The 19,294-nt window shown below is 36.0% G+C and carries 15 protein-coding genes and 2 pseudogenes; 5 read left to right on the top strand and 12 right to left on the bottom strand.

The window, feature by feature from the left end; genetic code table 11:
• Positions 1-35 precede the first annotated feature (35 nt).
• From D0469_RS01110 to D0469_RS01135, 6 genes are all read right to left on the bottom strand, one after another.
• On the bottom strand, positions 36-1,352 hold the full coding sequence (locus D0469_RS01110; RefSeq protein WP_117324822.1) for a TRAP transporter large permease: 1,317 nt from the start codon (positions 1,350-1,352) through the stop codon (positions 36-38).
• Positions 1,349-1,912, bottom strand: coding sequence for a TRAP transporter small permease (locus D0469_RS01115; protein WP_117324823.1), 564 nt, complete (start codon positions 1,910-1,912; stop codon positions 1,349-1,351). The genes D0469_RS01110 and D0469_RS01115 overlap by 4 nt, the downstream gene beginning before the upstream one ends.
• Positions 1,913-1,979: 67 nt before the next feature.
• On the bottom strand, positions 1,980-2,987 hold the full coding sequence (gene dctP, locus D0469_RS01120; protein ID WP_117324824.1) for a TRAP transporter substrate-binding protein DctP: 1,008 nt from the start codon (positions 2,985-2,987) through the stop codon (positions 1,980-1,982).
• Positions 2,988-3,007: 20 nt separating this feature from the next.
• Positions 3,008-3,634, bottom strand: a complete 627-nt coding sequence (locus D0469_RS01125) for an isochorismatase family protein (protein ID WP_117324825.1) — start codon at positions 3,632-3,634, stop codon at positions 3,008-3,010.
• 110 nt (positions 3,635-3,744) lie between these two features.
• The gene (gene dctP / locus D0469_RS01130) at positions 3,745-4,749 is read right to left on the bottom strand and encodes a TRAP transporter substrate-binding protein DctP (RefSeq protein WP_117324826.1); all 1,005 of its coding nucleotides are present in this window, start codon (positions 4,747-4,749) and stop codon (positions 3,745-3,747) included.
• A gap of 36 nt (positions 4,750-4,785) precedes the next feature.
• Positions 4,786-5,481 carry a GntR family transcriptional regulator gene (locus D0469_RS01135; protein WP_117324827.1) on the bottom strand — a complete coding sequence of 232 codons (696 nt, stop codon included), beginning with the start codon at positions 5,479-5,481 and terminating at the stop codon, positions 4,786-4,788.
• Between the two features lie 810 nt (positions 5,482-6,291).
• Here D0469_RS01135 and D0469_RS01145 point away from each other — a divergent pair.
• Positions 6,292-6,878, top strand: a pseudogene (locus D0469_RS01145) (DUF2935 domain-containing protein); the annotation flags it as partial.
• Here D0469_RS01145 and D0469_RS20800 read toward each other — a convergent pair.
• The 5 genes and pseudogenes from D0469_RS20800 to D0469_RS01170 form a co-directional block, all read right to left on the bottom strand.
• Positions 6,870-7,283 (bottom strand): hypothetical protein, encoded by a 414-nt coding sequence (locus D0469_RS20800; RefSeq protein ID WP_142919142.1) that lies wholly within the window; start codon positions 7,281-7,283, stop codon positions 6,870-6,872. The pseudogene D0469_RS01145 and the gene D0469_RS20800 overlap by 9 nt on opposite strands.
• A 297-nt stretch (positions 7,284-7,580) precedes the next feature.
• Positions 7,581-7,733: a YjcZ family sporulation protein gene (locus tag D0469_RS01150; protein WP_117324828.1), complete on the bottom strand. Its 153-nt coding sequence runs from the start codon at positions 7,731-7,733 to the stop codon at positions 7,581-7,583.
• A 50-nt stretch (positions 7,734-7,783) separates the two neighbouring features.
• A pseudogene (locus D0469_RS01155) lies at positions 7,784-7,867 on the bottom strand (YjcZ family sporulation protein); the annotation flags it as partial.
• Positions 7,868-8,081: 214 nt separating this feature from the next.
• A complete protein-coding gene (locus tag D0469_RS01160) occupies positions 8,082-8,327 on the bottom strand; it encodes a hypothetical protein (protein ID WP_117324830.1) in 246 nt (81 codons plus the stop codon).
• 532 nt (positions 8,328-8,859) lie between these two features.
• Positions 8,860-11,532 carry a putative bifunctional diguanylate cyclase/phosphodiesterase gene (locus D0469_RS01170; protein ID WP_117324831.1) on the bottom strand — a complete coding sequence of 891 codons (2,673 nt, stop codon included), beginning with the start codon at positions 11,530-11,532 and terminating at the stop codon, positions 8,860-8,862.
• Positions 11,533-12,021: 489 nt separating this feature from the next.
• Here D0469_RS01170 and D0469_RS01175 point away from each other — a divergent pair, with 489 nt between their 5' ends.
• The 4 genes from D0469_RS01175 to D0469_RS01195 all read left to right on the top strand — a co-directional run bounded on the left by D0469_RS01175 (position 12,022) and on the right by D0469_RS01195 (position 17,974).
• The gene (locus tag D0469_RS01175) at positions 12,022-12,678 is read left to right on the top strand and encodes a 2OG-Fe(II) oxygenase (RefSeq protein WP_117324832.1); all 657 of its coding nucleotides are present in this window, start codon (positions 12,022-12,024) and stop codon (positions 12,676-12,678) included.
• Positions 12,679-13,720: 1,042 nt separating this feature from the next.
• Positions 13,721-14,734 carry a GGDEF domain-containing protein gene (locus tag D0469_RS01185; RefSeq protein WP_158553315.1) on the top strand — a complete coding sequence of 338 codons (1,014 nt, stop codon included), beginning with the start codon at positions 13,721-13,723 and terminating at the stop codon, positions 14,732-14,734.
• A 244-nt stretch (positions 14,735-14,978) separates the two neighbouring features.
• Entirely contained in the window at positions 14,979-17,108 is a 2,130-nt protein-coding gene (locus D0469_RS01190; protein ID WP_117324835.1) for a sensor domain-containing protein, read from the top strand.
• 485 nt (positions 17,109-17,593) lie between these two features.
• The gene (locus tag D0469_RS01195) at positions 17,594-17,974 is read left to right on the top strand and encodes a YmaF family protein (protein WP_117324836.1); all 381 of its coding nucleotides are present in this window, start codon (positions 17,594-17,596) and stop codon (positions 17,972-17,974) included.
• 166 nt (positions 17,975-18,140) lie between these two features.
• On the opposite strand, the gene D0469_RS01200 is transcribed toward D0469_RS01195, so the two are convergent.
• A complete protein-coding gene (locus D0469_RS01200; RefSeq protein WP_117324837.1) occupies positions 18,141-19,283 on the bottom strand; it encodes a mannitol-1-phosphate 5-dehydrogenase in 1,143 nt (380 codons plus the stop codon).
• Positions 19,284-19,294: the final 11 nt, after the last annotated feature.

Genomic DNA, 19,294 nt, shown 5'->3' on the forward strand with positions numbered 1-19,294 from the left:
AATCACCCTTTCTTATGTTAAACAAGTAACATCAGCTAGCTAATAGATCCCGGTAGCCATAAAACAATGGAAGGGAAAATCAAAATCAAAATAACTACTGAAAGTTCTAATAAAACAAACGGAATGGCACTTTTATAAATATCAACCATAGGTACATCCGGTCTGACACCCTTCATTACAAATAAAAGCATTCCTACTGGAGGTGTAATGTTTCCAAGGTCCAAACAAATCAGCATCATGATCCCAAACCATATTAAATTTACGTCTAAACTGGTCAAGATTGGTACAAACAAAGGAAGGGTAATCATCATCACGGAAATTGGTTCTACGAAAAATCCTAATAAAAAGACAATTAGTAAAAATATAATTACCACCATTAATGTGTTAAGACCTATGTTTGATATAAAATCGACCATATCTCTGCTTGCCCCGGAGAAGGAAAGAAGCTGACCAAAACCAACAGATGTAGCAACGATTAATAAAATCATTCCACTAATTTTCAGAGTGCCTGTTATTGATTTTTCTATTACCTTGTAATTTAATTTCTTTTTTAGAGCTACAATTATTAGAGCTGCCAGTGTCCCTACTGCTGCAGCTTCTGTAGGTGTTGCAATTCCTAAAAGAATAAAGCCGATTACGCAGAAGATGATGATAAACAATGGAGCAATGTCAAAAACAAAAGATTTAATCATGTCTTTCCAAATTATTTTTTCTTCTTTTATTTCTTTTGGTGCTAACGATGGATTGATCAAACAAGCAATGATTATATAACCTATAAATAAAGATGCCATTAAAATGCCTGGAATTACTCCGCCTATTAATAAAGGACCTACTGCTATTGAGGCAATTCCACCCATGAGAACTATCATTGCACTTGGAGGTATTATCATAGCCAAACTTCCAGCAGCCATAATTGGACCAATACTCATCGTTGTATGGTAGCCTTTATTTTTCATCTCCGGAGCCAAGATTGAACCTAGCATAGAAGTGTTTGCTATACTGGAACCGCTAAGTGCGGCAAACATCGTACCACTTGCAATAGATAGTACACTCAACCGGCCTGGCAATTTACCTAGTAATTTGTTAATTACATTTAACGTTGTTAAAGCGACTCCTGAGTAAAATAGTAACTCACCCATCAATACAAATAGTGGAATAGGTGTCAAAGAAAAATTAGTAACGGCACTGTACATACTTTTGACTAACTGCGCTAACCCGATTTCAAAACCAATAACTGATGAAATAATGATAATGTTGGTTACTAGAAAAGCAAAAACGACAGGAATCCCTGCAAACATAAGAATTAGAAAAATTCCGAAAAAAAGCGATACAATTAGCCACCATTCCATCATTTAATCCCCCTTTTCACTGGAGTCTCTGTAAGCTTGTTTTGCGGTAATTCTATAACATTTTTTCCTGACATCTCTTCTATTGTACCGATTAAGATTGATATATAGCGTAAAGCCATGACCAGGCTGCCAAGGAAGATTGGAGCAATTACAATAAAATGAGGCATATCAATAATTTTTAATAGTACAATATCTCTTTGAAAATAGTTTATCGTTATATTAAAACTAAACCACGCTAGCAGTGAACATGCGATAGCACCTACCACAGCAGCAATAATTAGCGCGTACATTTGAACTGACTTGTTAAGTTTACTTACAAAAATCTCCAGCTTTACATGACCATCATTTTTTAGGATCCATGATGCTGTAAAAAAAGTAATAAAAACCATCATATACTCGCTTATTTCAACAGACCAGGCAAAAGGATTATTAAATAGAAAACGGCCGAATACACTTAAACATATGATCGCTACCATTGCAATTAATAATATAGAAGCAATAATGATGAAGACTTTTTCAATCCAGCCTATCGTTTTATCTAAATAAATCTTTAAACTTTTCATTTCTTACCCCCCTGAAGTCTTGATTAAGAAGGAATCCGATCATACGATTGGATTCCTTTTGTTAGCTTTACTTTCTAAATAGTTCTGACAATTCCTTAGATTGATCAGGTATTTTTTCCTCAATAAATTTCCATCCAGCTCCATAAGCTACTTTCAAGAATTCCTCACCTAAATCCACTGTCTGGACTCCAGCTTCCTTTAATTTCGGTTCTTCTTTGTCTATAAACTCTTGTGTAACATTGACCATCTCTTTCTCAACTTCCCTTTGTGTATCCATAATGATTTTTTGGATATCTTCTGGGAGCGAATTCCATTTGTCTAAGTTTACGATTGTTACAACATCCATTCGGTAAAAGTTTGGAGCCATTTTATATTTTGCTGTATCTTGAACACCAAGATCACTAATACCTACCGCTGTCCAGCCAAATCCGTCGATTACACCTTTGTCAAGTGATTCAAATATATCTCCGCCAGGCATTGAGATTAATTCTGCACCCAAGGCTTTATACATTGGTGCATAAGTAGGTGTTCCTCGCATTCTCAATCCTTTAAAATCTTCTAGACTTTGGACTTTTTCTTTTGTATATAAGCCAAAACCTACTTCAGCACCACGTCCTAAGAGTTGAACATTAAGTTTTTGGTTATGGATCTTATTTAAATGGTCAATTGCTCCATTTTTTAATTCTTCTTCTGTTGTTAACTCAGAATAGCTTAAAGCCAGCCCTTCAGGTACGGCGGAAGCGTAGTATGCGGCTGGAGTTACACCAATATCTACTACACCGCTGCCAACTGCTTCTCCTAATTCCGCAGAAGGAATGGTTTCAGGTCCGCCTTTATATTCAAACTTAATACGCCCATTAGAATTTTTCTCAATTTTTTCAGCAAAAACAAAGAATGCTTGTGATAGCAGATCATTATTAGGGAGTGCAGTCACTCCACTTAAAATATACGTTTCCTCCTCATTTTTCTTCTCTTCACTTGAACTTTTGCTTGAACCTGAACAGGCTGTTAACAGTATCATAAGAAGTGTTAACCCAATTACTCCTAATCTTTTCTTTAATTTAAAAATTCCCATTCCCTATTTCTCCCTTTTCCTTAAATTTGATTTAAATAATTAACAGCAGCTTGAGTTGTGATCAATTCTGCATATTTGGCTTTCATATCAAACAAGTTGCTCCTATGAGGTTCTATAGCTCTATCACATACAGCGTCTTCAATTACAAAAGGGATAAAACCATTTTGAATCGCGTCCACGACGCTCGCTCTAACACACCCACTTGTAGTCGTTCCTGTAACAAATAAAGTATCGATTCCAGAAGCAGTTAACAGTGATACAATGGGAGTACCTGCAAATGCTGAGGCATATTTTTTAACAATTACGACTTCATTCGGCTGCCGGTTAAGCCTCGGATCAATTTCCATCAATTTAGGGTTGGAATTCAATACTTTTAACCCTGGTGCTTTTTTAATCCATTGCCCTCCTTCTTTTTCATTTTCATAACCTATCGTGCAAAAGAAAATAGGGACACTTTTTTCCCTTGCTTTAGTTAAAATTGTTGCAGTTTTTTCAATTTCTACACTAAAATCACCTGCAAGAGGTGATAGATTTGGATCTGTAAAACCTAGTTGAAAGTCAATAACAAGGATTCCAATTTTGTTACCTATTGGCAACTCTCCTGTGAATCCAGCATGTTCATAAATAGCTTGAACTTCCTCTTTCATTGGATAATCTCTCCTTATTTTTCTTAAAACGTATTTATAAATAGTGAGGCAGATAATACAACAACAATTTTTAATATGAATGTTCATCTATGACTGTCGTGTTCACCTAATTATTTTCGGAAATACTTGATAAGGTCAGCGTTTTGTTCAGGCAGTTTCCTTTCAATAAAATCCCAACCCGCTTCATTAGCAATATCAGGAAACTGTTCTCCTAGGTCGATTCTTTCAATGCCAGCCCCTTTCAGCTTTTCAGCATCCTCTGTTTTAAATTGATCCCTAACAGCAGGCAATTCCTTTTCAACCTCACGTTGGGTATCCATTATAATTTTCTTTATATCTTCAGGTAGAGAATTCCACTTATCAAGATTCATAATAGTCACAACATCCACGTTCAGATAAAAGGGCTCCACATGATATTTAGCAAGATCTTGTAAACCAAGCTTAGTTATACCAGTCTCTATCCATCCAAAGCCATCAATAACTCCTTTATCCAGTGATTCAAATATGTCACCTGAAGGCAAAGTAATAAGATTAGCCCCTACTTTCTCAAATAATGGACCATAAGTAGGAGTACCTCTTAACCGCAAGCCTTTTAAATCATCAACACTGTCTATTTTTTCTTTTAGGAATAAACCAAATTTTGCACTCGTACCTCTTCCTAGCAGTTGGACATTAAGTTTATCGTTATGAATTTTATTTAGATAGTCGATTGAACCTCTCTCAAGTTCTTCTTCTATAGAAAGTTCGGAATAACTTAGTGCCAATCCCTCTGGGACAGTTGCTGCATAATAAGCTGCTGGGGTAACAGCAAAATCTACCACACCAGAACCAAGTGCTTCTCCTTGCTCCATGGGGGCGATAGTTTCTGGGCCTCCTTTATACTCTATTTTGATACGGCCATCTGAATTTTTTTCTATTTTTTCAGCAAAAACATGAAACGCAGATGCTAAATAATCATCGCTATTCACCGGAGTAACACCTGTTAAAACAATTGTTTCTTCTTTCGTCTTAGAATTTGCTTTTTCTTCACCACCTGAGCAGGCGGTAGTAAATAACACTAATACGAAGACTGATAGGATTAAAGAAACTATCCTTACTATTCCATTAGGTGTCATACTAAAATCTCCTTTATCAATGACTTTGTAAGGCGTTTATTCAGTATGCTTTTTAATATTTTGCAGTTCAGCTTCTTTCTCTTTGTGCATTAAAAAATACTCTTTGAAATGATTCATATCATTATAAATGTGTAACTCCATTCTTTTTGCAGCTAAGGATGGTTCCCTTTCCTTAATAGCATCCAGAATTCCTCGGTGTTCGGATAAAAAGTAATGATCGCGATTATATTGATTAAAAATTGTATTTCTATATAGAAATACAAGTGACCTAATATTGCTCATCAATAGTTGTAAACGCTTATTTTTACTGTATGAGACGATTGATTCATGGAAATATGTATTAAGTTTAATAACTTCGGGCAAATTTTTTAGTTTTACTGCTTTTTCGGTCTCCAGTAAGGACTTATAAAGTTCATCCAATTGTTCTTTTGTCATATAATGGGTTGCCCAATAAACTGAAACCGCTTCCAATCCAACACGCACTTGATATAGTTCTAATACGTCTTGAAGCGATGGAACATAAACTTCAATAATCCCTTCTGAATTTGTAATAAGCCCCTCTTGTTCTAGCTTACGAAATGCTTCTCTAACAGGACCACGGCTTACTTTTAATTGACCGGCAATTCTACTATCTACTAATCTTTCTCCTGGTTTAATTTCTTCATGAAGGATGGAGTCACGTAATTTGATATAAATCTGTTCATAAAGCGGAATTTCTCGTTTAACTTGCATTCATTTTAAACCCTCCTTCCCGTTAACAGAATACTGTCAACTGAATACACTAATTCTAAATTATATAAATAATTCAGTCAATAAATAATTTTCTGATATTTATAGACTAAGTACTGTGAATTCAAACTTCTATTATATCTATCGCTGGAAAACCACTTGGTTGTAGTTTTCATAAGGGTTTCATAGGGGATTTTTAAAACCGTTTGGTAAACGAAATTAGATTTTTTTTACTGCAGAAATAAATAAAAAACAGAAAACAGCTTAAAAAAATAATATTAGTTTAACAAGAAAATCACAAAAATTCTTTTTTAAACTAAAATAAAATGTGTTCCCATTATGGGAGCTCATTAACATCTATCGACATTAAAATGATTGATTGTTGCTGTTCTAACAGCTTTATCAAATACAATGGTCCCTCTTACATCCCATAATTACAAGATGCTGTATACTGTTTTCATTTAAATATACTTGTAAAGGTTTCCATTACAGTATTAAAGTTATTAACGATTTTTTCTTTCTAACCCCTTATTCTTCCCTAGTACCTACTATTAATTCCTGTTGAGCATCAATTATCAGTAATGCTTGATTCAATTAATCTCATCCTCTAGCAGTCAGCGATTTTCTAATACCTGTTTGATTATTAGTTTATTCTTTTCTTTTAAATGGTCTAACAATAAACTTGCATTGATAAATCCAACATACTTCAATTGCGCAGTTAATCAAAATGGAAATAAAGCATCTTAGGAGGAAAACACTATGTAAAGTCAGCCTCAAATTCCTGGTCACATAACACAAGGTCAATTTAATCAGATGTTGGTCTCCCCCGAATCTTTTGCTGCAAAACCCGAGTCCATGTCCGAACAGCTATTTATCGAGCGTTCCCTTACTGAAATAAATTTTGGCTCAGAATTATGAAAGAGCTCGCATTATTTCTTGGTGAAGGATTCAACCGGAAGGATATACACCATATACAGTTAGCAGACCGATTTTTTCATTATTTCGAACAGCAGCATTCATACCAATTGCTCCCAAATGATCCCAAATGCTGAATTGGTGAGGAAATTTATTGAGGAAAGCATTGACCTGGTTCATGGTTTCCGTAATTTCAAGCTAAACCTTCTCCTTCTTAAAGTAAACTGCTAAATAAGCTGATTTAAATTCCCCTTACTTGTGGACCAATTACCTGGGAAGCGGAATATTTAATGAGGACACTTAAGAAGTTTAATAAAGGTATCTTGGAGCCCATTCGAGATGCGATTATAAACGAGAATGTATTTTGGCTGCGGATTATGATGGAGCAATCCCGCTTCATCTCTTCATTGCTAGACCAGTCTGAAAGAAATTTAGTAAATAAAGCACAAAAATTCGAGGATGATTTTGAAACACTTTTAAGGAAGAGGGTCAGACCCCCGCTGCATTAAAACATCAGAGGCCTGACTCTTTCTCTCATCAGTGACTATTTCCAAATACCTCTCTTTTCTGCCAACTTTGTATACTTCTCTGTTTCCTCCATAACCGCTTTTGTAAAGTCTTCGGAGTTTAGGTAGGATGGCTGCAGTTTGATTTTTTCCAGTTCTTTGATGAATGATTCGTCTTCTTCCATTTTTGCGATGGCGGCTTCCATTTTTCACGATGTAAATCCGGTGTGCTGGCGGCAAAGGAAAGTCCGGTCCACTATTTACTGTCAGGCCTGTAAAGCCTTCTTCATCTACAGTTGGGACGTCTGGAAACAATGGGCTGCGTTTTGGCGATTGGTCGGCGAGTATTTTGATTTTTATCAGCATTAATGATAAGAGTGTCATCCATCGCCTTCGCAGTATGTAGTTCTGAAACACGTTTCATAAAACGGGGCTAATCATATATAGAGAAGTCGTCAAACGAATAGGACGACTCCTCTTTTAACATGTTGAAGGTGTTTACATGATCGGCAGGTTAATTTCTTAGGATACGGCAGGTGGCTTTGCGAGCAGCAGGTTGTTTTTTAGGAAACGGCAAGTGGCTAAATTATTCTATTGTAATAGATGATAATTTGCCAATAGTACTATCCTACATTTTCTTTTACCTACTTTTTAGTAAGGTAAGTTCATTCGGTTATGACTTTAGTAAGCGTAAACAGCACCAAGGATAACCAAAAGAATGAAAAGAACAAGAATTAACGCAAAAGTTCCTCCATATCCACGTCCATAACCATATCCATGACCATATCCACATCCACGTCCATAACCATATCCACATCCATATCCGTAACTCATTGATTTTCAGCTCCTTTGATTTTAAAAAAATATACACTTTTCCATTCTTTTTAGTAAGCGTAAACAGCACCAATAATAACCAAAAGAATGAAAAGAACAAGAATTAACGCAAAAGTTCCTCCATATCCATATCCACGTTCAGACATTAAATTTCTCCTCCCTTAGTGAAGGTAATATATACTATTTTCATTTTCATTTTTTAGTAACAGGCAAATATAATAATCTTTTAAAAATAAATAATAATCCCAGTTTTCGGTTTAGAAATTAGATAAATAACCTTATACAATAATACTTTTCATATATAAGAGGTGCTTAGAAAGTAAAGAACAACTCTCACACGATACATGGTTAGAAGGAACTGATGCTAGCATATTTATCTATAAAAAATTTAATTAATTCTTTAATTGTTGGTATTCTCTCCAGAATACGAGCTGCCAGTGCATAAATCATGGCTGGAAAATTAAGTTCTGCCGGTGAACCGTAAACAGACTCTTTATTAACCGCAAATAGTAAAGGTTCAATATGAAGAGTAGAAAAAACTGCGTTAAAACGTTTACATGGTTCCATTTCATAAAAATCCTGCATATGAGACATGGGATTCAACCTCATTGTTTAGTCACTTTTGGCGAGGTACTCCTTTTTTCAAGTCTTGAAACGCATGGGTGACAAGGGATTGAATTTATGAAATTCATTCAAATAGCAAACTTTGAGAATAAAAATAAATTAATATGTGATAAAATCGTCTTAAGTAATGGCTTACATTATTAATTGGCAAAATTAAATTTTGTTTAAGGGGTCGTTGAAAAATGACAATGGATACTGTCATCAAAGAACAGACGAGTTTCGATCACATTGGAAATAAAATTAAAACAGAAGATAGAGAATTGATATCATTGCTAGATTGGCAGAACCACTTATCGTTGTTTTGAAGAAAAAAGGGTCAGTCCCCCGGTGACGTAAAGCACCGAGGGACTGACCCCACCAATGTTGTACAAGCATTTTCCTGATATCTTACTTATCCAATCAGGTCGAGATCAGGTAACATTAAGCTTCTATGTTCCTATAAAACTAGCTCAATAATCATTCTTCTGGAGGCATAAATTATTTTGCAAATGCTTTTTATTTCCTATGGCTGTTCTGTAATAATGTGAGCAATTTTCCTAACTTCCACCTTCCTGCATAAAAATTTCTCCATATCCCTTCTACTAACCGGAGGACTGAACAAATAACCTTGAAGCTCATCACATCCCAATTGCACCAATAACTCTCTTTCGTTCTCTGTTTCGACTCCTTCTGCGACAACATTTAGACGAAGGCCATGGGCAATATCAAAAATGGATTTAACTAATAGTTCTTTCTTGTAGTGTTGATCGATATCTTTAATGAATTGTCGATCAATTTTGATTTCATCAATTGGCAATTGCAACAGTTGAGATAACGAGGAATAACCCTTTCCAAAGTCATCGATAGAAATGAGGACCCCTAAACTTTTTAACTTATGTATCACTTCGGCAACATGCTTTGGATTTTTGATAAATACACTCTCTGTGATTTCTAATTTTAAATATTTTGGATCCATACCTGATTCATTCAAAGTCTTTTCTATCAGCGCTATCAAAAAATCGTGTTGAAAATGTTTGGCAGATAAATTTGCCGAGATCGGTACATGAATTAAACCTTCATCTTGCCACTTTTTATTTTGCTTACAAGCTTCGATTAGTGACCATTCATCGATTTGCAAGATCAGTCCTATTTCTTCTGCAATCGGTATGAATGTGCCTGGAGAAACAAATCCTAGCACAGGATCCTGCCAGCGAATCAACGCTTCCATACTGGATACTTTTCCTGACTTAATCTTTGGTTGATAATATAGCTCAAAGTCACCTGTATCAACTGCTTGACGCAATGCATTTTCAATTAATAAGCGCTCCTGGAATCTATTTCTCATGGACTCATTGAAGAATTGAGGCACGGTGCCGCCTTTTTCCTTCGATATATACATCGCAGTATCCGCACATTTCACTAGTGTGTCCAAGTCCTTTCCATCCTGCGGGAACATGCTTATGCCCACACTCGCCGTTATATACAGCCTCTGTCCTTGGATTGGAAAAAATGCTGAAAACTCCTTTAGAATTTCTTCTACTGTATAAGTTACTTCTGCTTGGTTTTCAGCGCTATGGACTACTACAAATTCGTCTCCACCTAGCCTGAATACCTCTCTTTTGTTATTTCGTAATATAGAAAGCTTATTCGCAGTCATCTGCAGGAGTTCGTCTCCTGCATAATGGCCTAATGTGTCATTGATTCGCTTAAATTGATTTAAATCAATAAAAATAATGGCTATATGTTTCGCACCATTTTTTACAATAAGATTATTGACATAATTTTGGAAATGAAGGCGATTGGGTAAACGAGTCAAAACATCATAAAAAGCCAATTGATGCAGTTTATCTTCTGATTCCTTTAATTTTGTTGTTTGATCTGTAAGCTGTCGATTCATTTCATTGCTTTCTTGAAATAAATCTGTTAGCTTTGCAGCCATCTTCATCAAGTTGTGCGTGAGCAGCCGCAGTTCCGATACATTACTTTGTGGCCACTCTACCGTCTCGAATTGGATAAGCTTTTGGGGCAATCCTGTGGTTGCAATCGTTAATTGCTTTAAGCTGTTCATGAATATTCTGCTTACAGCCATTGCGAGAATAACCGTACAAAAAGCGAATAATAGTGAAAATACAAGCAGATCTAAGAAGTCATTATAGATTTGGTTTTGGAATTGAATGATCGGGAATTGAATCATTATTTTCATCGATAATGAATCGATTGTTTTTACATAAATATATTTGCCTTCTGCCCATTTACTAATAGGCATGACATCATTTCGGCCCTTTGGTAAAGCCTCATAAAAATCATTTGAAACTTTATTGACCTCATAATTAAGATGCCAATCGTATTCTTTCTTAACAGAAACACTGCTTGAACTCGATGCAATCACTTTATTGCGAGGATTCAAGATAATGAGGTCATATTCCTGCGATTTATTTCGTTCAGCAAGTTCACCTAAATCCTTTAAAAGGAGATTATCATTTAGGGAAAGATTTTGGAGGTCATCTTCATCCAAAAGCAACATCTCTTTTGCAATGCGATCTGTCTTATTCTCCGCTTGTTTTACTAAATCACGTGCGATAAACTCATGAACATTCAATACATTAGTCGCTACACTTATGAAAAATGGTACTAAAATAGATATTAACGTGACATGTGTTAAAAACTGGTGAATCGATACATTATTTTTGTTTAACTTGATACTTTTCATCAGTTTATAAAAAGGAAAGTATGCTAAGAGCATATCCGCCATTAGGACATTAAAAAAACTATTGATGATATCTTTACATATCTGAAAATACAGAGCATCACCTGACAAGCCGGTCCGATAAAGAAAAAATACGGAAGCCAAGCCGATGGTGAACCAGAAAAGTACATCAACAAAAAACATCTTTGCTTTTCTGCCTCTATAGAAAAAAGCACCAACAAACATGACTTCTAGTACGAGAACAAATTGATAAGCTAAAGAAATATTATCATCAGGAACAAAAAGAAGAGCCACCAGCCCTGATAAAATCGCTAAAGTATGTCCAAATAGACGAAGCAGCAGGAACAGGAAAATACTCGTAAACGTAAAAGTAATTCCATACACCCAAGTAAGCCTAATACCTGAAGTAAAAAGGACTAATCCCACAAGAGCTAGTAAGAGAAAGTTTTCACTATTCAATCGTGGAACAAAATTTTTAAATGCAAACATATTATCATCCTAATCTATCAAAAATCAGCTAATACTAGTATTATTGTAACCAATTAATTCTATGTCTCTTGAGTTCATAAGACCTCAGATTCTTGCTGCATCTGCCACCCATTATTTAGCAAATTAAGATATCAATATAAATAATAGCATAAGGTTATTTATTTCGATAGATTAGGTTGGGTTGGGACAATGGTTATGATATATTTATAAAACTAAATTTAATGTTCCAATTGGTCCTCACCTACACCCGCCTACTGTAAAATTCATCTAAATAATTGTCAGGCCCCAGCCCCTCTAATCTATTTTCTCTACCCATCCACTGTTAATGCAGAGGCCCATAGATTTTTCTTTCATCGTTTCACTCAAAATAACAAACTTTGTGAAAATAAACGAATATATATGTGATAAAATGATGTTTATAAGTAAACGGTTACAATAGCCACGGAAGTTGAATCTCGTAAATTAATTTTTATAAGGGGTCGTTGAAAAATGACAATGGATACTATCATCAAAGAACAGACGATTTTTGATCACATTGGAAATAAAATTAAAACAGAAGATAGAGAAATTGATATCATTGCTAGATTGGCAGAACCACTTATAGTTGTTTTGGGAAATGTGTTAAGTGATGAGGAATGTGACGAGCTGATTAAATTATCAAAAGACCGAATGCAGCGTTCAAAACTAGGGGTTACACGCGAAGTAAACGAAATTAGAACGAGTGATAGTATGTTTTTCCAAGAAAATGAAAGCGAATTCATTACCATAATTGAAAAAAGAATTTCTTCTATCATGAATATACCCATTGAACACGGGGATGGTCTTCAAATCCTTAGATATACTCCAGGTCAGCAGTATAAATCTCATTTTGATTATTTCTCATCCACAAGCAGCGCAGCAAAGAATAATAGAATTAGCACATTGATCATGTACTTGAATGATGTAGAACAAGGAGGAGAAACTTTTTTTCCTAAACTTAATTTTTCAGTATCCCCTAAAAAAGGAATGGGTGTGTACTTCGAGTATTTTTATAATGATCCTAGCTTAAATGAGCTCACCTTACATGGTGGAGCACCTGTAATAGCCGGGGAAAAGTGGATCGCCACACAATGGATGAGACGGCAAAAATTAAGAACTCCATATTAAATCCATTTAGGCTATTTGATAAATAATTAACTTACTAAATGCATAGAAGCAGAAGTGATATCTCAAAATATTGCTTCTGCTTAAAATCCAGTTCATTTTTAATGAATGTTGATCATTTCGTCTATTTACGGCGCTAACTGGTCCATGATTTTTACTAATCCACCTACTGCGGTCATACAAATCCTTTAACAAAGAGTAAAAACCAGGTATCACTTTTACTACTGTCTTATCAAGCAACAAACGATTCCAGTCCTCGATAATTAAAGATCCCCGATAGTCAACTTTATCAAAAGAAGGGTATTCGCTGAAAAAAAATGAATTGGAACACTTTTATCTACTTTTAGTAAACTATAAAGCCTTTCTATTCCTTCCCTGGAGGCGTATCTATTTGTTTGCTCGCTTTCCTCATGAGCCCCTAGCTCAACCCGAATCAGTTTTTCTCTCAATAACTAAACCCGGTGTCCCGATTCCCCTGCCTAAGCAAATGCGGATTTAGGCCGTAAATTCTCATCTCAATCAAAAACATTACAAATGTTTTTAACAAACCACTGAGCAGAGTTCTTTCCATTATTAATAAGGATACAGATCAAATCTGTAATGTCTTCCTCACGGTAAAAACAATTTAATAAACCTATCGTGTTCATCACAATCCCGCTTTCAAAGTAATAAGTGTAGCGGTTATTCTTTTGACAAATTCAGAAATTAACCGCTTTTGTCTGGTCCTTTTCAGGCTTTGCAGGTATTTATTTTTCACAGATGAAACAGCTTCTACAGTGTACACAATCATTGAGATATAGCAGCAGATTGATTATCACAGAGGTTTATTATCGATTTTAGGACAATTATCCCCTTTAAATATAATACTAGTAAACCGATATATTGGAGGAAATAACATTTTCTACCTAATAAATAAATGATTATCTTTATGGAAAGGAATTTGTTGAGATTGATGGTTTTAAAAGATTTTTTCACAAACTTCTCTATATTATGTACAGGAATTTTTCTTATACACCAATATCTTTATAGAGTCAAGGTTTCAACCATGACCGGTACTAAAAAGAGAATCCTTATTGGAGGTTTACAAGGTGGATTTGGAGTGGTTCTGATGCAATTTGGCATACAATTAGGCGGAGGTGTGCTTATTGATCTTAGAAGTATTCCTATGATGACAGCGGCTTATCTTGGAGGATGGGTTTCTTCATTTGTGGCAACAAGCATCATTATCATTACCAGATTAGTATTATATCCCGTTTCACACTCTTCCCTTATAAACATTATTGTACTTATGCTGTCTGCAATAGCCTTTTCCTTTATTTCTCATTCAGGTTTGGAAAAAAAGGAAAAATGGATGTATATGGCGGTTTCATTCGTAGCAATTATTGGTGTTTTTATTCATTTTGTCATACCGGATTTCAATAAAGCATTCATCATTTTCATTCAGTATGCGATAGCGGTAGCTTGCGGTACTTTTGTGACTTATTTGGTAAAATCCCACCTGCGGCGCAGTGATGAAGACTATACAAGATTAAAGGAACGAGCTGAAAAAGACTTCCTTACTGGTTTAAATAATGTTCGATTATTTCATCAAAGCTTAGATACCGCCTTTATTAAGGCCAAACAGCATCGAGAAGAATTATCTCTTCTATATATAGACATTGATCATTTTAAACGGATAAATGATACGTACGGCCACCCTGCCGGCGATAAAGTGCTGAAGAAAATTGGCCATATTCTTTTACTGTCATGCCGATCTGTTGATACCATTTCCCGAAATGGAGGCGAAGAATTTAGTGTAATCATGCCAGCTTGTAATTCATCTGATGCTGCAGCCATTGCAGAAAGAATACGTAAAAATATAGAACAGAGCGTATTTTCAATAAATGAAGGTATCGAATTAAAAGTAACAGTTTCCATCGGTTATGCTACTGATAGCCAAAAAACCAAGATTTCTATTCAGCAGTTCATTAAACAAGCGGATGAAGGTCTATACAAAGCCAAACAATCGGGCAGAAACCAAATTAGGTTTGCCCCAGACCTTGAGGGCCATGCTGTATGATATAAACCTACAAAATCTTTACAAGATATTACAATCTCAGAATCCATAACTGCAATAATGATACGCGTGTAATGGTACGCAGACAATGCACGTTGTTACAATAACTATTCAGTAAATTTAAAAATAACAACACATTTTATAATTTTCTATATCCATCATAAACGATAAAAAGACATTGCATCCATTCCATAGAAAGCTATTCATTTTCTATTTTTTTTCATTCTTTATTTTAGGAGAGTTACCTATGAAAATATTTTCCGAAGAGAACAAGGAACATGCTGCACAAAGTGTACACGATTTTATAAATCAATTACACCTGCATAATGAAAACAATGAAGCTGAGCTTCCCTTTTATCGAACGATGTTCCAAAACCTGATTGAAAAGGCTCCTGTTGGTATATATATACTTGAAGGTGGCTCTTATTCCTATGTTAATGCCTACTATTGTTCATTATTCGGGTATACGAAGGAAGAACTGACTCAAGGAACTGTACCACTTGATAAATTAATCCACCCCGAAGATTATCCTTTAGTAAAACGCAATATAGAAAAAAGACAACGAGGTGAAAACAAGGAAGAACGCTATCGTTTACGGAAAATAGCTAAATGTGGCCGTCTGATTTATACTGAAATCCACACTGCAACTACGGAAATAAACGGGAAAACTGTACTGTTCGGCAGTGTTGTTGATATAACAGCACAAGTGATAACCGAACAGAAATTGGAAGAAAGCAATGAACAATACAAATCTCTGTTTGATAGCAGCCCGGATTCTATTTACTCCTTTGATCACGAAGGAAAATTTACAAACGCAAATCCGGCCAGCGAAATACTCACAGGTTATTCAAATGAGGAAGTAATAGGAATGTCCTTTTTACCCCTTATTTTCCCTGAAGATTTGCCGGAGGCTATTAAGCATTTTGAGGACGCGAAAAAAGGAATCCCAAACAGTGCAGACCTTGCTCTCATTCGAAAAGATGGAAAGAAGATTCATATAAATGCAACACATTTCCCTATGAAGGTAAACGGGGAAATTGTGGGTACATACGGTATGGCTAAAGATATCACGCAAAAAATTCTATATGAACAGCAAATGGAAGAGTTAGCCTTTTATGACCCGCTTACAAAATTGCCAAACCGAAAGTTATTCGAAGATCGTTTAGGGCAAATGATTAATTTCTCAAGAGAAGATAGGCATCCATTTGCCATTCTGTTTCTAGATTTAAACCGATTTAAGTTTATTAATGATTCATTAGGACATCATATAGGAGATGAGTTTCTAAAACTGGTTGCGGAACGGTTACAGCAAACAATCAGAAAAACGGATACTCTTAGCCGATTAGCCGGGGATGAGTTTACCATTCTTATTCCTGAGACTTCCGTGGAGGAAGTCACCAAGCTCGCTGAACGCATTCATCAAGTTCTGTCGGAACCTTTCCAGGCTTCAGGCCACTCCGTTACCGTTTCGGCAAGCATTGGCATTGCTTTTAACAAAGGCATAAATGACAATGTTCATGAACTAATTCGAAATGCGGATACAGCCATGTATTATTCAAAAAAATTCAAAAAGAAACATTATACGATTTATTCAGAAGAACTGGACTTGAAAGCATCATATAAATTAACAATTGAACGGGATTTAATCTTTGCGATTGAAAATAATGAACTGGAATTATACTACCAGCCGATTATGGACTTAAAAAACAAAGATAAGATTATCGCTTTGGAAGCCCTCATTCGTTGGCATCACCCAGAATTAGGACTGGTTTCACCCTGTGATTTTATCCCTGTTGCAGAAGAAAGCGGACAAATAATCCCGATTGGAGCCTGGGTTCTTAAAACCGCATGCAGCCAAAATAAATTATGGCAGGATTCAGGGATTGTCCCCTTCAAAGTAGCAGTAAATATATCTACGAAACAGCTGCAGCAGTACGACTTTGTTGATTCAGTCATCAACATTTTAAAAGAAACAAATTTAGATCCAACTTGGTTGGAGCTTGAGGTAACGGAGAGTATTCTCCTGGATGATGTCGATATAATAAAAACAAGCCTTTCAGAACTAAAGAAAGCCGGAGTTTCCATCTCCATTGATGATTTTGGTACCGGATATACCTCATTGAGCTACCTGCGTCAGTATCCGTTCGATAAAGTGAAAATTGATAAAGCTTTCATTGATGATATCAGCCGTGACTTAAACGGAAAAAGAATTACATCCGCTATTATTTCCTTGGCCCACAGTTTAAATATGGATGTAGTAGCTGAAGGCATCGAAAGTGAAATTGAATTGAAGTATTTAAAGGAAGAAAAATGTGATGGCGGGCAGGGCTATTACTTCAGCCGTCCTTTACCGGTTAATTCTCTCAAACTCGATTGATTCGGAAACACAAACTGTTAAAATAGTAACCTATCTTAAAAATATACATTTCTAATATACTTCCTAACTGAGGCTTTAAATTAGGGTTTGTAATCCTTTCAAATAACAACGGGCCTATCCAATAGTCAAATAACGTGCACTATTGGATAGGCCGTCTTTTTATTTTGCATAGTTACTTACTTAATCTAAATAAACATTTTTCGAATACACAACAGATTATTGCCTAAGTAAAAGTACTTTTGTTTACATAATTATATTATGAGTAATAGTTAATTTATATTATTTCCTTTTGTTTATTTCTGTAGTGCATGCCGCCATATGTTTATAGCCTTTTTTATTTTACGGTTTTTTGCTCTGTCAATTGATAAATGGTAAAAAACTGTTAAGTTAACCGAATTCAGCAATAACTTCCTCTTTATTATTTGTGCCTACTCATTTTTAGATAAGAACTCATACAATGCTAAAAATAAAAAGGAGTGTTTCTAATGGAAATTCATGTTACTGGATTTATGTATCATTCAGATGATTCTAATCCGTTACATTCTCACCACCTGTATATAACTACATGGGATGGGAGACCAGTGTCTACACATGCTCATGGATTTCAGGGAGTTACTTCATATGATGATGGACATAGCCATAGATATGCAGGCACTACTGAACCGGCGCCAAGCGGAGTACCACATACACACACATACTATACTTTTACTTCTATCAGCGGTGGGCATAGACATCAAATTAGAGGGGTTACTGGACCTGCAATCCCATATGAAGGAGGCGGGCATTATCACGAATTTAGTGGTGTTACCACTGTGGATGGGGCTAGCCCTCATAGACATCGATACAGTGGAACAACCAGTTTATAATTAACTTTTCCTGGCTCACCCATTTTAAATAGAGCCTGCCCTCTTCGGTATGATTTTCAAAACTTAGTTTTACTACTTTTAAAATGAATAAAAAACCACCCGCAAAAAAAACGGATGGTTTCCCGGCTGAAATCGGCCCGAGGTTATGAGAATGGTTCAGACTAGTTTACCCTTTTAAAACCCCATAATGCCGATTAATTTCTTTGGCAAGCTCGCTTGATTCAGCAAGTCCGCACACTTCTTGAAGGACATAAGCTACTCCATGTTCTTTGATCATTGCCTGTAGCTTTACTGCTTCTTCATCTTCCTTATAATCGAACAGCATGGCAGCGGCAATGGCCTTTGCAAGGTTAGTGTAGGATAGACCTGCTTTTTGTGCTTGAGATGCCGGGCGCACGAGTCGATCATCCGGACTAAGTTTTCTGATTGGTGAACGGCCGACTCTTGTCACACCATCATGTAAATGGGCATTTTGGAAACGGCTGATGATTTTATCAATATATTTCTGGTGATCTTCTGGATCCAGATTGTATTCATTGATTAAGTAGGCGCCTGTTTCGCCAAGCGTCGCCTTTACCTGTTTGTGAATCTCCTCATCCGCAAGTGTCTGGTCAATGGTTTCCTTGTTTGCAAGATAGCCAAAATAAGCAATTACTGCATGGCCGGTATTCACAGTAAACAGTTTTCTTTCAATGTATGGAGCCAGTTCAGGAACGATCTTCATCCCTTCAATAGGAGGAATATCCTGCGTTGTTTCAACTACCCATTCATGGTAAGGCTCAACAAGGACATCGAGTGAACCTTGGTTATTTTGAATTGGAACGATCCGGTCAACAGCTGAATTCAGGAAGGAAACATTAGCAAGCACCTTCTCTTTTACCGCTTCATCGAGGTGCTCCATGATATAGCCTTTTAACAGATCTGTTGCCGAAATCTGGTTCTCACAGGCAATGACATAAAGCTTTTCACTAGTTTCCTCTACTCTTGCGGACAGCCCTTTTGCAATTAATGGTGCAATCCGCGGCAGAATGTTTGGACCAATGGCCGTTGTCAAAAATGCTGACTCCTTAATCGCCTCGACCACTTCGTTTTCCTGTTTAATGTTGTTAAGCCCTGAAACATTTTCGATCGTTACCGTTTCCTGTTCATCAGTGGCCAGCATAACGCTGTACTTTTTTTCTTCATTTAATTGATTAATAATCTGTTCAGCAATGTCTACAAACACAACATGGTATCCAGACTCGGAGAAAAGTGCTCCGATAAATCCTCTGCCAATGTTCCCTGCTCCGAAATGTACTGCTTTTTTCATCGAATCATTCC

Source organism: Peribacillus saganii (assembly GCF_003429095.1).
Classification (GTDB): Bacteria; Bacillota; Bacilli; order Bacillales; family DSM-1321; genus Peribacillus; species Peribacillus saganii.

What these genes read in the sequence shown, in the direction of transcription:
- D0469_RS01190 (WP_117324835.1), top strand. Translation starts at nt 14,979, where the DNA reads ATGAAAATATTTTCCGAAGAGAACAAGGAACATGCTGCACAAAGTGTA.
- D0469_RS01185 (WP_158553315.1), top strand. Translation starts at nt 13,721, where the DNA reads ATGACCGGTACTAAAAAGAGAATCCTTATTGGAGGTTTACAAGGTGGA.
- D0469_RS01125 (WP_117324825.1), bottom strand. Translation starts at nt 3,634, where the DNA reads ATGAAAGAGGAAGTTCAAGCTATTTATGAACATGCTGGATTCACAGGA.
- D0469_RS01200 (WP_117324837.1), bottom strand. Translation starts at nt 19,283, where the DNA reads ATGAAAAAAGCAGTACATTTCGGAGCAGGGAACATTGGCAGAGGATTT.
- D0469_RS01160 (WP_117324830.1), bottom strand. Translation starts at nt 8,327, where the DNA reads ATGTCTCATATGCAGGATTTTTATGAAATGGAACCATGTAAACGTTTT.
- D0469_RS01195 (WP_117324836.1), top strand. Translation starts at nt 17,594, where the DNA reads ATGGAAATTCATGTTACTGGATTTATGTATCATTCAGATGATTCTAAT.
- D0469_RS01135 (WP_117324827.1), bottom strand. Translation starts at nt 5,481, where the DNA reads ATGCAAGTTAAACGAGAAATTCCGCTTTATGAACAGATTTATATCAAA.
- dctP (WP_117324824.1), bottom strand. Translation starts at nt 2,987, where the DNA reads ATGGGAATTTTTAAATTAAAGAAAAGATTAGGAGTAATTGGGTTAACA.
- dctP (WP_117324826.1), bottom strand. Translation starts at nt 4,749, where the DNA reads ATGACACCTAATGGAATAGTAAGGATAGTTTCTTTAATCCTATCAGTC.
- D0469_RS01170 (WP_117324831.1), bottom strand. Translation starts at nt 11,532, where the DNA reads ATGTTTGCATTTAAAAATTTTGTTCCACGATTGAATAGTGAAAACTTT.
- D0469_RS01115 (WP_117324823.1), bottom strand. Translation starts at nt 1,912, where the DNA reads ATGAAAAGTTTAAAGATTTATTTAGATAAAACGATAGGCTGGATTGAA.
- D0469_RS01110 (WP_117324822.1), bottom strand. Translation starts at nt 1,352, where the DNA reads ATGATGGAATGGTGGCTAATTGTATCGCTTTTTTTCGGAATTTTTCTA.
- D0469_RS01150 (WP_117324828.1), bottom strand. Translation starts at nt 7,733, where the DNA reads ATGAGTTACGGATATGGATGTGGATATGGTTATGGACGTGGATGTGGA.
- D0469_RS20800 (WP_142919142.1), bottom strand. Translation starts at nt 7,283, where the DNA reads ATGACACTCTTATCATTAATGCTGATAAAAATCAAAATACTCGCCGAC.
- D0469_RS01175 (WP_117324832.1), top strand. Translation starts at nt 12,022, where the DNA reads ATGACAATGGATACTATCATCAAAGAACAGACGATTTTTGATCACATT.